Raw genomic sequence first — 13,742 nt, 5'->3', positions numbered from 1 at the left:
TATTTCATATTTCCCTTTTCAAATATAGGGCTTAGAACAATAAGTTAGGTAAGAATGTTACTATATTCGGGAAAATAACGAGAATAATAACACAAACCAGCATTGTAAATACAAAGGGTAAGGTTCCTATAAATATTCTCTCAATTGGCACCTCCGGTGCTATACTCTTAAGTGCAAACACATTGATGCCAACGGGCGGGGTTATCTGTCCCATTTCCATTACTACAACCAACACAATCCCAAACCATATGGGGTCAAAGCCTAGAGCCGTAATTGTTGGGTAAATGGCCGGTAAAGTAAGCAACAGCATGGGGATAATATTTAATGCACATCCAAGTAGGATATAAAACAGTATTACCCCTGCCAATATTAAGTAAGGATTCACAGAGAACCCGGTAATAACTTCCGCCAATTTAAAAGGTAGCTGTGTGGCTGCAAAGAAATAACCCAGAATACCGACACCCATTAAGATAGTCAGCAGATTACAGGTGGTTAGCAGCGATGAATCTAAGGATTCTAAAAAGTTTTTCTTAGTAAGCTTGCCAATTGCCAGGGCATAAATGAAAGCACCTACGGCACCAATGGCACCTGCTTCAGTGGGGCTAAAAAACCCTCCCATAATTCCGCCAAAAATCAAGATGATTAAAAACAGCATGCCCCTCACACCCTTAAGGGATTGGAACTTTTCCTTGAGGGTGGTTTTTTCACCCCTGGGTGCCACATCGGGGTATATTTTGGCCATAATATATACGGTGAGACAAAACAGGGCGGTTAAAAGTAAGCCCGGAATTATCCCGGCCATAAATAGCTTGCCAATGGACTGCTCAGTGACAATCCCGTAAAATATTATTGCCATGCTGGGAGGTATTAAGATACCCAGCGTCCCACCGGCTGCCAGACAGCCGGTGGATAAGGTATCAGAGTACTTATGCTTTCTCATTTCAGGCAGGGCAACTTTACCCATGGTCACGGCACAGGCCATACTGTTACTGCACACCGCGGAAAATCCCGCACATCCCACGATGGCAGATATACCTAAACCGCCGGGTTGTCTGCCAAACCAGGCGTTGGCTGCATTTAACAAACCTTTACCAACACCGGATTCATAAGCCAATGCACCCATTAATATAAACATAGGTATCACAGCTAAAACAAAATCTGCAAGGCTGCTATACGGTGCATATCCCAGTGTGCTTAGGGGCCCTTGAATGTTGTCCCTGACAATGACAAGGCCAAAAAATCCTACCATTGCCATGGCAAAACCAATGGGCATTTTAATCACAATAATTAGAACCAGCATCACAAGCAGGCCCAGTAAACCCAATGAAACCCCACTTAGGTTAAAAAAGCTCTTCACTATAAAGGGTGAAACCATAAACAAAGCCACACAGGCAAACACTGGAATAAGCCAAATGCCACGCCCATCCTTAATAATAGTGGAAATACTCCGCAAACTATCAATAAACAGCACGGCTGACAGCATAAAAACACCCAGTGCAGTTACAAACATGAAAAAGGAAATTGGTATCGACAGGGTTGAGCTCAGTATACCCATTCTATTGAGGGCCTGCACAACCACCTGCCAAAACATCACAGCAAAGAAAACCAGGGATGTCAAGTAAACAAAACTTTGAATTAAGTTTTGGATCCAGACCGGGAAAAATTTTACCACCAGGTCAACTTCCATGTGCTGCTTTTTTAACTGCAGTACTGCAAAGGCAAAGTAAAACATGCATACTAAAGAAAAGGCCTGCAGATCCATAATCCCCGGGATAAATTTATCAAATAAGTTGCGGATTGTTACATCAACAAATATTAGAACAGTCATTATCGCAAGTATTGCTATGGCAATATATTTCATTACATTGCATATGGGGGCGATTAACTTTTCTAAATAATCCGCGGTGTTATCCAGCCACGAAGTTTCTCCTACCGTCTTTGCCAACCCCGGCTGATTATTTTCTGCCTTAGTCATTGTAGTCATTTGCGCCCACCTTCCCAGCGTTTTTATTTTTTAAGCCAGCCTTAATTGTAGTAACGCTCAACTATTTCCCGTAATCCAGAGTAACCTTTGTTTTCCATATTACTTAGCCATTTTTCAGTGATCGGGCTAACTGCTTCAATCCAACGGGCCCTTTCTTCCGCCGGCAGTTCATAAAATTCATGACCCTGTTCAATCATCCATTTTTCATCATTTTCAGATGCTGCATCTAACACTTCGGCAGTGGCCGTTACCAATTTCTCTCCGGTTGTTTCTAAGAGAATTTGTTGCAAATCCTCAGGTAAGCTGTTAAATACGTCCTTATTCATAACTGTATAAAAACCGGTTGATGACATACCTACTTTAGTGTGATATTTTGTTATTTCATCGATTCTTAAAGACCTCATAGGGGCAGTGGCATGAAACAATCCGTCAGCCATATTTCTTTCCAATGACATGTAGGCATCATTGGGGGTCATATTAATAGGTGACGCACCGAGATGGGTAGCAATATCCACAGCAAATGAGGTCAGGGCAATAACGTTAAACCCTTTTAAATCCTCTAATTTTGTCACAAGTTTATTTTTAGTGTGTACCTCAGTGGGGGGGCTTGTCCACTGCCACAGCACTATTGATTCTTCAAATTCCTTTTGATATTCGGGCATGGTCTGATACATTTCCCATAACAAACTGCTTCCTTCCTTTGAATTAGAAACTAGAAAGGGCATTTCTACAATTTCGGATAAGGGAAACTTGCCCGGGCTCCAACTCATTGGCGCAGAGCCAATATCTAGGGTTCCACTGAGTACAGCATTATAGGTGTCTTGTACCGATGTCAATGTATTGGGATTATAATGTGTGATAATTAATCTACCATCGCTGCGCTCTTTTACTTCCTCTATCCATGGCATAACAACATTTTCAACAACGGGGTGGTTGTTCATGTATTGGGTTTGAAATGTCAGCTCGTAAACTTTTTCACCATCTGCCGTGTCAGAATCTCCGCCGCATCCTGTCAACAAGAGGCCGCACATAATAATACTCACTAAAAATGCAATTAGCCGCTGTTTTTTCATTACCATCCGCTCCTTTAAGTTATTTGTTATGTGTTCGTGATTTTTTTCTTATCTTAATTAAAGTTTACAGTAACTACATATTTTTACCTTGTAGTCCAGACTACACTGCAGCCTTAACAACTTGCATATTATAAGTATTTAGTCTAAATTATTAACTAGCAGAACTATTATAGAGTAAGGGGTTTTTTCATGCGTATTGAGCACCTAAAATATTTAGTGCATATTGCCGAAACAGGCTCCATCACAAAGTCAGCTGAGTTCTTTCATATATCCCAACAGGGCCTAAGCCAGGCAATTAAACGTTTGGAAAGACAGCTGGGTGTGCCTTTGTTAAACCGCCAGGTAAATAAAATTTCCTTAAGTGAAGAAGGGAAAAAATTGACGGCAAAGGCCAAAGATATTTTACTTATATATGAGGAGCTTTTAATGGAGCTACAACCCTCTATTAAAGCTCATGGTCAAGAGCTGAATATTATTGCTACTCCCTTATTGAGTAAAACAATACTGCAAAGGGTGCTTTTTGCTTTTTTTAAAAAATACCCACAAATTAACATGAATATTGTGGAACAACAACCGCACAAAATAATTGACCAAATCATTGGCTTAAAAAATGCCGTGGGCATATTGTCTGCCCGGAAGAATTTTCTTAACAAGTATGCGGTATTAAATCGGCGGGATATAACTTTTAATAAAATAACTGAATGTGGTGTCTTTGCTTGTGCTGCTAAAACATTACCTATTGCAAATAAATCAGCCATAACCACCGGAGAACTTATTAAGTATCCAATTGTTGTGTATAATTCAGAACACCACATTCAAATGTTGCAAGAGCTTTTTCAGAATGACGGCAAACCAAACTTTAAGGTGGTTACCACCGATTGGGATTTTTACCAAAAAACCGTTGCCAGCGGGATAGCCGTCGGTGTTTCCACTTATTTGGCCAAGGATTTTCAAAAAAACGGGCCCTTTGTAAATGTTCCCATAGAAACCGGCAATGAGTTTAATCTTTTAGTTGGTTATATAACCCCTTCAAAGCAGCCCATAAATCCTTTTTTAAACGACTTTATTAAAATATTAAAAAAGTTACCATTAGGGAATTCAAGCCGGTAAAGACCGGTTAATGAACCTTTATTCTAATTCATCGTCTGTGGCTACACAAAAGCCTGTTCCCTCAAAGCCTGTTACGCCTTCTACTTCGGTTTCTTTTAACCGTTTATACTCGGCTCCCGGCACACGGAATTTCCTGACATCAATCCTCTCGATTGGTGTTTCTTTGGGCTGCTCAATCTGTGGAACCCAGTGGTAAGGCAATCGATAGGCCCTATAAACCATATTGATATTCAACTTCTCACCCCAGTAGGGGCTGATGTACTCCCAAACAATCTCATGGTCTTTGGTAACCTCTATTATTCGGCCTCCGGAACCTTCAGTAATTAGGGTGTTGCCGTTTGGCAATCTTTGGGCGCCACTGATAAAGGGACTGTAGAAACGGTTTGCGTCATGGGGCATGATAAAACCTGCCTCTGCCGGTGTATACTGCCAAACTATTTTTAGGGTAGTGGGATCAAATTCTAATACCCTTGAATAATCCCTGAGGGCAACTTTTCTGCCGGTTGGAGAACTGGGATGGGGTGCACCGTATCCTGCCCAACCGCCATTATCAAAAATTAAGATATTACCTTCACCCGGCAGCCCTCTCGGTATCATGTGGGCATGGTGGGGGCCGATAATCCAACCCAGTTCCTTCAATTGCGGGCTGGTATCGTAATCGGGCCCAATTTTCCAAACAATTTTACCTGTTTTCTTGCAAATTATTGCAACGATATTAGTTTCCCGTGAATCCCAGATAATATTATCAGGATGAAAACGTTCATCACCTGCATCATACCACTTGTTAGGTCCCAGCACTGACATGGAGTTAATATGCATCCAATCGCCTTTGCCCGTCAATCTAATATTAGGATCACGATGCATAATGTTTTTTGCAGCCTCACTAAAACCTAATTCTTCAAAGTGGTCACTGCAAACCCATTCCCATAATATGTCACCCTGCCAATTAACTTCATAGATAACGTCATCCATGAGCTCATGGGATGAAATTTCAGGTTTGACAAGATTTTTGTGACCTAGAATCAGGGTATTGCCTTTATCAACTAGCGGGTCCATACCCGGTACATAATAACCCACAGGGTTACCTTCCCTTTGGTAGTCATGGTGCAACCTGGCCATCCACTGGGGTTCTTCTCCGGGATCCTCAATGAACTCATATTGATTAAATTTCCAAACAATATTGCCATCCCAGTCCACTTGAACAAGATCCCTTTGGTCTTGGATGCCAAATTTATGTGATCTCTCTCCGGTATGACCGAGAACATAACCGCCGGGCAGCATCTTGTTTGGAAAACCATGTAAACCCTTCCATAGATTTACCTCTGCTCCGTTCATGTTAATCAGTAATGCACCAAGTTCCCTGGCAGGTAAAATGGTATAGCCGTTCCAACATTTTTCCGGATTATATATTGTTACTCCTGTTGGATAAACGCTAGGATATGTCATTTTTCTCCTCCTTTTGTGTTTTTACCGTGGTGTGTTAGTTATCTTTATCACAATGATAATATTATCGGTTCTCCTTTTCAAACAACAGTATTTTAGAGCTAGCACAACTATTTGTTGTGGTACATGGTGCTATACCAAAAGAGGGTGGACCAGGTCCACCCTCAAACTATCCTTTGATATCCCTTTTCCGCTGCCAATCTTAACAGTGCTGACAGTTGTTCATGCTTAAAAGGTTTTTCAATGCAGGCCATAACCCCTGTTTTTTGAGCTTTCTTCATCATTTCTTCATTGCCACGGTCAACAAGCATGATAATCTTTGCTTTACTGTCCCTTCTTAAAATCTCCGCAGCATTTGCCCATCCATGCTGTGCCGGCCTGTTTACATCAATGGCAACCACATCCGGCTGTAACTTTAAATAAAGATCCACCCCTTCCTTGCCCTTGTTTGCATAAGCACATATTTCATAATCTTCACTTGGCAAAATCTTCTCAATAAGTTTGTGAATAAAGGGAGAGTCACCCACAACCAGCAGTCTTATCTTCCCCATCTTTTTCGCCCTCTCCTTCCGTAAAAACGTAAAAATGCGATAAGTATCAATAATGTATACTATTAAAACCAAAACCCTTTTGTCACCATTAGCCTATAATCAGTGTTTATTTGTTTTTGATTAATTATGGTATAATCTAAAAAAGGAGAGATTACTGTGGTTATTGATGCAAAAGAGGTATCGGTTATTAGGAATGGTAAGTATATTCTCAAGGATGTTAGCTGGTCGGTGAAGGCCGGTGAACATTGGGCCATTTTAGGACTAAACGGCTCCGGTAAAACCACCCTGTTAAATATGATCAATGGCTACATATTTCCCTCAAAGGGCAAGCTGCAAGTGCTTGGTAAAACCTTTGGCAGATATGATTTGAGAGATTTAAGAAAGTCCATTGGTTGGGTAAGTAGCGCATTACAGGAAAAACTTTACGGCAGTGAGTCTGCAGAGGATATTGTTTTAAGCGGTAAGTTTGCCTCCATAGGTCTATTTGAAGATGCAAATGGGCAGGACAGGGATTTGGCCAAAAATTTATTAGAAAGTTTAGGTATTGGCCATTTATCAAAGCGGGCCTATAAAACCTTTTCACAAGGTGAAAAGCAAAGGGTACTTATTGCCAGGGCTCTTATTACCTTACCGCCCCTGCTTATTTTGGACGAGCCCTGTACGGGACTGGATATATTTGCAAGGGAGCAGTTGCTTAAAACAATAGAAAAATTAATTAACCAAGATCAAGCCCCCACCATTATTTATGTTACCCATCGCACCGAGGAAATTTTACCAACCTTTAGCCACACACTGTTACTGCGCAGGGGGCAAGTTTATTCTTCCGGAAAAACAGACACCGTGTTAACCCAAGAAAATCTATGTGGTTTTTTTGAAACCCCGGTAAGCTGCGAAAAGGTAAAGGGCCGTTATATACTAAAAGCGGTACATAAGGCCTGACCCTAAAGGCCCTATGTACCGCAAAATGTTACGTACCGTTGATTTTTCGGCGGCGGTGTAGAGTATTGGTCCTGTTCAGCCGAGTACCGGTAGGGGTCTGAAAGAACAGCCAGTAACCGCCTCATCACGCTGTAGTCCCCCTTTTCAGCCGCTGCCAGTGCATCCTCTACCCGGTGGTTGCGGGGTATAACGGCAGGATTGGATTTGCGCATCAGCTGATGTACGGCTTCTTTCGATTGCTGCTGCCTGCCCAACCTTGCCTGCCACAACTGATACCACTGTTTAAATTCTGCACTGTCGAATAATGGGGCATCCCCCGGCCGGTCTAAAGTTAATGCACGAAAGGTATTGGTAAAATCTGCCCCATACCTTTGCATCAGATCAAGAAGTTGTTGAATAAGGGATTCATCCTTGCTCTCTTCATTGAAAATGCCCAATTTTGCCCTCATTCCTGCCAGCCAATTGCTGTGATACAGCTTAGCAAAATCAGAATGTGCCCCTTGGGCCAGCTTAACTGCCTCCGCCTGGTTATCATCAATTAAGGGCAACAGCGTTTCAGCAAATCGTGCCAAATTCCATTGGGCGATAATCGGTTGATTGCCATAGGCATAGCGACCCTGCCGGTCAATGGAGCTAAATACCGTATCCGGGTGATAGGTATCCATAAAAGCGCAGGGGCCATAATCAATGGTTTCCCCACTGAGGGTGACATTGTCGGTATTCATTACCCCGTGGATAAAGCCCACTAACTGCCACTTAGCCACAAGAGAAGCTTGGCGCTTGATTACTTCGCCCAGTAAATAAAGATAAGGGTTGTCGGTATGGTCAGCTTCAGGAAAATGTCTTTTCAGGGTATAATCGGCTAAAGCCCTGAGATCTTCCACTGTGCCCCACCTGGCAGCATACTCAAAGGTACCAATACGCAGGTGGCTGGCGGCCACACGGGTCAACACGGCACCGGGCTGCCGGGTTTGACGAATTACCGTTTCCCCTGTGGTCACCACTGCCAAGCTGCGGCCGGTGGCAATACCCAGTCCATGCATTGCTTCACTGATAATATATTCCCGCAACATGGGCCCCAGGGCCGCCCGGCCGTCACCCCCCCGTGAGTAGGGCGTTTTACCCGAACCTTTTAGCTGTATATCAAACCGTTCACCTGAAGGCGTGATCTGCTCGCCGAGAAGAATGGCCCGACCGTCCCCCAGCATGGTAAAATACCCAAATTGATGGCCCGCGTAAGCCTGGGCCAGGGGTATTGCGCCCTTAGGCAGGCGATTGCCGGCAAGCACCGCTACGCCATCTTCCCTTTGCAGCACTTGGCTGTTCAGCCCCAAAGATTTCGCCAAGGAATGATTGAGGATCACCAGTTTTGGTGCCGGCACTGCAACGGGGTTAAGCTTACTGTAAAACATTCCCGGAAGTTGGGCATAAGTATGCTCTAAGTTCCAGCCTGCCTCTGCCGCTGCCTTGTTCACTGTCATAGTTTTTCCTCTCTTATTTTAGTATTAACACTAGCTTGTCACCTTTTTTAAACCATTATTAATTACCGGCTGAATTTCCGTGGGGAAAGGCAAGGGCAGATGCCGGAATGATGCTGACCAAACCATGGGTTCAGTTGGCGGTGTTAACTAAACCGGCGGCATAACCCGGCCCCAGCAATGTCATTCTTGACAAAATCACTGACATTTCCCGCGGTGACTTCTCCATGCCGCTTTCTAACCAGTGTTGGATGACACCCAGGTGAGCTGAGCATACATAGGCAGCCAAATATTCTGTTGGAACTAACATTTTTCCTTTTCTTGCCATTATATTCTTAATTATATTCCTTCTCATTACCTCTTTAAGCTTTACTTGAAATGAGGGATCACCGTTGGGGCCCAATACAATTTTAAAGAAATTGTAGTTTTCATGTATATACTCAAATAATTTTTCCATAAAAGGAAAAAACTCTTCCTTGCGGTTGTTAAACAGATTCTTTGCAATATTATTTTGGGCTGCCAGGGAAATTTTTTCTATATCCCTGATTAATTCATCTTCACTTTGCTCCAGTAAATCGTACTTATCGCGATAATGCAAATAAAAGGTGCCCCGATTTATATCAGCCTTTTCTGTTATATCGCTTACTGTAATCCTCTCAAAACCCTTCTTTTCCATTAGCTCGGTGAGGGCATCCCTAATCATGCGTTTAGTTCGCAGTACGCGCCTATCTGTTGTGCGACCCGACATATTATGCAACTCCTTTTTCATTCTCTACCCAACTAGCTTTCATATGCAAGGCCCCTAAGCTGATTATAGTCTGCCCCATTGCAGGTCTTTTTCCTATCCATATGGAGTTGCTCAATATTTTCAAAGGCGGTAGAGATCATTAGTTTTATTCTGTTTAACTGGTTAACTTCACTGGCCCCCGGATCATAGTCTATGGCCACTATATTAGCCTTGGGGTAAACTCTTTTTAGTTCTTTAATCATTCCTTTTCCGGTCACATGGTTTGGTAAACAGGCAAAGGGCTGCATACAAATAATATTGTTAACGCCACTGTTAATAAGTTCAATCATCTCACCCGTTAAAAACCATCCCTCTCCGGTTTGGTGGCCCAAAGAAATAACCGGTGATGCCCCATCGGCTATCTCTTTTATTGTACTGGGAACATAAAATCTCTGGCTTTTGGCCAGTGCTTTCCTGTAGATGCCCCTGTACGATTCAATTAACCTAATTGTTGCGTTTCCTACAAGTTGTGATAGCTTACTGCCTGCTAAATATCTATATTTAAAATTATTATAGTAAAGGCAGTATAAGAAAAAGTCTGTTAACCCGGGCACCACTGCCTCTGCACCCTCAGATTCCACCACCTTGACAGCATCGTTATTGGCGGTGGGGTGATATTTAACAAGTATTTCCCCAACCAGGCCTACCTTGGGTTTAATCTGATTAGTTAGCTCTAATTCTTCAAAATCATTGACAATGCTATAAATGTTTTTCTTGAAAACACTTCTTTCGGCAGCCTCTAAAGACTCTAAGCATACTTTGACCCATTTTTCGTAGAGGTCATTGGCTGAACCCTTTACCTTTTCATAGGGCCTGACCCTGTATAAGACATTCATCAGCAAGTCCCCATAAACCAATGCCATCATAGAACGATGCAGCAAGGGCAGGGTAAATTTAAATCCCGGGTTTTTCTCTATGCCGCTTGGATTAACGGATATCACCGGAATATTTTCAAAACCGGCATCCTTTAAGGCCTTCCTCAGCAGAGCAATGTAATTGGTGGCCCTACAGCCGCCACCGGTTTGAGACATCATAACCGAAGTATTGTTTAAATCATATTTACCCGATTTTAAGGCTGCTATCAGCTGCCCAATAACAATAATTGCCGGGTAACAGGCATCATTATTGACATATTTTAACCCCTCATCGATGGCCTTATTATCTATGGTGGGCAAAACAACCACATTATAGCCCTCTATTCTAAATGCCTCTTGCAATAAGCGAAAATGTATGGGAGACATTTCAGGGGCTAAAATGGTATGATTTTTTTTCATCTCCTCGGTAAAAGGAATTCTCCTATACCGGTTGTCCACCCTTTTAAGTTTAAAGCCGGTTTTATCCCTTTCCCTCATGGTGGCCTTCAAAGAGCGCAATCTTATTCTGGCCGCCCCAAGATTATTTACTTCATCAATTTTAAGAGTGGTGTAAATTTTTGAATTTCCATTTAAAATTTCCTGTACTTGGTCTGTTGTAATGGCATCTATACCACATCCAAAGGAATTTAGTTGTACCAGCTCTATATCCCTTTGTTCTGCCACATAGCTGGCTGCGGCATAGAGCCTTGAGTGGTAGGCCCATTGATCCACCACCCTTAGCGGTCTTTCAACATTCCCCAGGTGAGCCACTGAGTCCTCTGTTAATACTGCCATACCCAGTGAATTTATCATATCCGGTATTCCATGATGTATCTGGGGATCTATATGGTAGGGGCGCCCGGCAAGGACTATTCCCCTGGCACCCTTTTCCTTGATAAGCTTTAAGGCTTGCTCCCCGGCCCTCTGTAGGTCTTCTTTAAAGGCTTGCTGTTCCCGGTAAGCCTTTTCTACACTTTCTCTAATTTCGTTAAAGGCAATGTTAAAGGGCCTTAATTCTTCATGCAGCCTCTTTATTAATCCCTTTTTGTTATGGTAGGGAAGAAAGGGTTTCATGTATAATATATTTTTCTCCCTGATGATATCAAGGTTACTTTTGATAACCTCGGGATAGGAGATTACTATGGGACAATTAAAATGATTATCCGCTTCTTCTTGTTCTTTTATTTCGTAGGTGATACTGGGATAAAAGATAAAGTCTATTCCTTTATCTACCAGATCCATCACATGGCCGTGAACAAGCTTGGCAGGATAGCATACGGATTCTGACGGTATTGTCTCCATGCCCTTTTCATATATCTCATTGGACGACCTGCCGGACAGTTCCACCCTAAAACCTAAGTTGGTAAAAAAGGTGAACCAAAAGGGGTAATTCTCATAGATATTTAACGCTCTGGGAATCCCCACTCTACCTCTTTTTGCTTCTGAAAGAGCCAAAGGCTTATAATTAAAAATTCTTTTATACTTGTAATTAAATAAGTTTGGCAGGCTATTATCGCTTTTGCCTTTACCGGTGGCCCTTTCGCACCGGTTGCCTGTTATGAATTTTTCTCCACTGCTAAAACTGTTAATGGTTAGCAAACATTTATTGGCACATATTCCACATCTGGAAGTGGTGATTTGAAATTGAAAATTATTTAATTGGCTTTGGCTTAATAAACTTGTTTCCTCATTTTCTTTATACCTTTCCTTGGCGATTAATGCCGCACCAAAGGCACCCATTATACCTGCTATATCCGGCCTGATAGCTTCCCTTTGAGATACCAATTCAAAGCTTCTCAGCACAGCGTCATTATAAAAGGTACCGCCTTGCACAACTATTTTTTTCCCTAACTCCTCCGGTCTTTTTACCTTTATTACTTTGTAAAGTGCATTTTTAATTACCGAGTAGGATAAACCTGCGGATATTTCACCTGCTGTTGCCCCTTCCTTTTGGGCCTGCTTAACCTTTGAGTTCATAAAAACCGTGCATCTTGAACCCAGGTCCACCGGTTTTTCAGCAAATAAGGCTGCCGATGAAAATTCCTCAATGGTCATATCCAATGACTTGGCGAAGGTATCTAAAAACGAACCGCAGCCCGAGGAGCATGCCTCATTCAATAGTATATTTTGGATATTGCCGTCTTTTATTTCAAGGCATTTCATGTCCTGCCCGCCGATATCTAATATAAAATCAACACCGGGGCAAAAGAACTCCGCTGCCTTGTAATGAGCAATTGTTTCAATTTCCCCAATGTCTATGCCCAAAGCCGCCTTTATTAAGCCCTCCCCATAGCCGGTGACTGTGGATTTTACAATTTTAGCATTGGCCGGCAACAAACCATATAATTCTTTTAATGCTTTAATGGTAGAATTGAGCGGGCTTCCCTCGTTACTTCCATAATAGGTATAAAGAAGTGTGCCTTCACCATCTATAAGGGCAACCTTTGTGGTGGTTGAGCCCGCATCTATGCCTAAAAAACACTCCCCGGCGGCAGTGGATATGTCCTTTCTTTTAACGGAATTTTTATCATGTCTAAGTTTAAACTCTTTATACTGCTCTTCGGTGGAAAAAAGAGGCTCCAACCTGTTTGATTCATCTATGGATACACTTTTAAGCTTCTTCATATTATTAATTATGGTTTTAAAAGACACCGGTTGTTCATCTACCGAAGATAAGGACGCGCCAATTGCCACGTAATAATGGGAGTTGTCAGGAAATATAACCTGATCGTCCCCTAATTTCAAAGTTTCTATAAATCTTTTCCTAAGCTCCGAAAGAAAGTATAAGGGACCGCCTAGAAAGGCCACCTTCCCCCTTATGGGTCTGCCGCATGCCAGGCCACTTATGGTTTGAATAACAACAGCTTGAAACACCGAAACTGCAATGTCTTCCCTGGCAACGCCTTCGTTTAACAGAGGTTGAACGTCGGTCTTGGCAAAAACACCACACCTTGCAGCGATAGGATAAATGGTTTTGTATTTCTTAGCCAACTGGTTAAGACCTAAGGCATCAATCTCTAACAAAGAGGCCATTTGATCTATAAAAGATCCGGTGCCGCCGGCACAGGTGCCATTCATTCGCTGTTCCATTCCATCTTTAAAATATGTAATCTTTGCATCTTCGCCGCCCAATTCAATAGCTACGTCTGTTTCCGGGTAGTAGGTCTTAATTGCTTTTGTGGCCGCAATAACCTCCTGGGTAAAAGAAATGCCCATGTTGTTTGCTATTGCCATTCCGCCGGAGCCTGTAACCATAATGGTTAGCTGTGCTTCCCCTAGGGTATTATAGGCATCCTTAAGAATAGCGATAAGTTTGTTCTTTATATCCGCATAATGTCTTTCATATTTTTTATACACTATGTCCCTTTTACTGTTTAAAATAACTACTTTAACTGTGGTAGAACCGATATCGATACCAACATGTAGCAAATTATTCATAGAACCACAGCAAGATATGCTGCGTTCACCTCCTAAAAAATATATTGATTATTTAAATCAACACATTTTAATCAACAGGCTGTTT

General features: G+C 42.3%; 9 protein-coding genes. 2 read left to right on the top strand and 7 right to left on the bottom strand.

The genetic code is table 11. From position 1 onward, the window contains the following. Window positions 1-31 precede the first annotated feature (31 nt). Together BR02_RS0102295 and BR02_RS0102290 are read right to left on the bottom strand one after the other, a co-directional pair. Window positions 32-1,984 (bottom strand): TRAP transporter large permease, encoded by a 1,953-nt coding sequence (locus BR02_RS0102295; protein ID WP_051688079.1) that lies wholly within the window; start codon window positions 1,982-1,984, stop codon window positions 32-34. A gap of 41 nt (window positions 1,985-2,025) precedes the next feature. Then, the gene (locus tag BR02_RS0102290; protein WP_031513801.1) at window positions 2,026-3,057 is read right to left on the bottom strand and encodes a TRAP transporter substrate-binding protein; all 1,032 of its coding nucleotides are present in this window, start codon (window positions 3,055-3,057) and stop codon (window positions 2,026-2,028) included. 189 nt (window positions 3,058-3,246) lie between these two features. On the opposite strand from BR02_RS0102290, the gene BR02_RS0102285 reads away from it, so the two are divergent. Further along, window positions 3,247-4,167 (top strand): LysR family transcriptional regulator, encoded by a 921-nt coding sequence (locus tag BR02_RS0102285; protein WP_031513799.1) that lies wholly within the window; start codon window positions 3,247-3,249, stop codon window positions 4,165-4,167. 18 nt (window positions 4,168-4,185) lie between these two features. On the opposite strand, the gene BR02_RS0102280 is transcribed toward BR02_RS0102285, so the two are convergent. Together BR02_RS0102280 and BR02_RS0102275 are read right to left on the bottom strand one after the other, a co-directional pair. After that, window positions 4,186-5,613: an aryl-sulfate sulfotransferase gene (locus BR02_RS0102280; RefSeq protein ID WP_031513797.1), complete on the bottom strand. Its 1,428-nt coding sequence runs from the start codon at window positions 5,611-5,613 to the stop codon at window positions 4,186-4,188. Window positions 5,614-5,774: 161 nt separating this feature from the next. Beyond that, window positions 5,775-6,161 (bottom strand): response regulator, encoded by a 387-nt coding sequence (locus BR02_RS0102275; RefSeq protein WP_031513795.1) that lies wholly within the window; start codon window positions 6,159-6,161, stop codon window positions 5,775-5,777. A gap of 156 nt (window positions 6,162-6,317) precedes the next feature. Here BR02_RS0102275 and BR02_RS0102270 point away from each other — a divergent pair, with 156 nt between their 5' ends. Then, window positions 6,318-7,100, top strand: a complete 783-nt coding sequence (locus BR02_RS0102270) for an ABC transporter ATP-binding protein (RefSeq protein ID WP_031513793.1) — start codon at window positions 6,318-6,320, stop codon at window positions 7,098-7,100. 11 nt (window positions 7,101-7,111) lie between these two features. Here BR02_RS0102270 and BR02_RS0102265 read toward each other — a convergent pair whose 3' ends face one another. The 3 genes from BR02_RS0102265 to BR02_RS0102255 all read right to left on the bottom strand — a co-directional run bounded on the left by BR02_RS0102265 (window position 7,112) and on the right by BR02_RS0102255 (window position 13,657). After that, window positions 7,112-8,581, bottom strand: coding sequence for a protein adenylyltransferase SelO (locus tag BR02_RS0102265; protein ID WP_031513791.1), 1,470 nt, complete (start codon window positions 8,579-8,581; stop codon window positions 7,112-7,114). Window positions 8,582-8,711: 130 nt separating this feature from the next. After that, window positions 8,712-9,347: a TetR/AcrR family transcriptional regulator gene (locus tag BR02_RS0102260; RefSeq protein ID WP_207640974.1), complete on the bottom strand. Its 636-nt coding sequence runs from the start codon at window positions 9,345-9,347 to the stop codon at window positions 8,712-8,714. An 11-nt stretch (window positions 9,348-9,358) separates the two neighbouring features. Then, window positions 9,359-13,657, bottom strand: a complete 4,299-nt coding sequence (locus BR02_RS0102255) for a 2-hydroxyacyl-CoA dehydratase (RefSeq protein ID WP_051688078.1) — start codon at window positions 13,655-13,657, stop codon at window positions 9,359-9,361. Window positions 13,658-13,742: the final 85 nt, after the last annotated feature.

Origin of the sequence: Desulfofalx alkaliphila DSM 12257, assembly GCF_000711975.1 — a bacterium.
GTDB classification, from domain to species: Bacteria; Bacillota; Desulfotomaculia; order Desulfotomaculales; family Desulfohalotomaculaceae; genus Desulfofalx; species Desulfofalx alkaliphila.
Note: the sequence above shows the minus strand (reverse complement) of the source record. Positions and strands in the feature narration are given on the sequence as shown.

Coding starts and splice junctions, on each gene's coding strand:
- BR02_RS0102255 (WP_051688078.1), bottom strand. CDS start 13,657: ATGAATAATTTGCTACATGTTGGTATCGATATCGGTTCTACCACAGTT.
- BR02_RS0102275 (WP_031513795.1), bottom strand. CDS start 6,161: ATGGGGAAGATAAGACTGCTGGTTGTGGGTGACTCTCCCTTTATTCAC.
- BR02_RS0102290 (WP_031513801.1), bottom strand. CDS start 3,057: ATGAAAAAACAGCGGCTAATTGCATTTTTAGTGAGTATTATTATGTGC.
- BR02_RS0102265 (WP_031513791.1), bottom strand. CDS start 8,581: ATGACAGTGAACAAGGCAGCGGCAGAGGCAGGCTGGAACTTAGAGCAT.
- BR02_RS0102280 (WP_031513797.1), bottom strand. CDS start 5,613: ATGACATATCCTAGCGTTTATCCAACAGGAGTAACAATATATAATCCG.
- BR02_RS0102260 (WP_207640974.1), bottom strand. CDS start 9,347: ATGAAAAAGGAGTTGCATAATATGTCGGGTCGCACAACAGATAGGCGC.
- BR02_RS0102285 (WP_031513799.1), top strand. CDS start 3,247: ATGCGTATTGAGCACCTAAAATATTTAGTGCATATTGCCGAAACAGGC.
- BR02_RS0102295 (WP_051688079.1), bottom strand. CDS start 1,984: ATGACTACAATGACTAAGGCAGAAAATAATCAGCCGGGGTTGGCAAAG.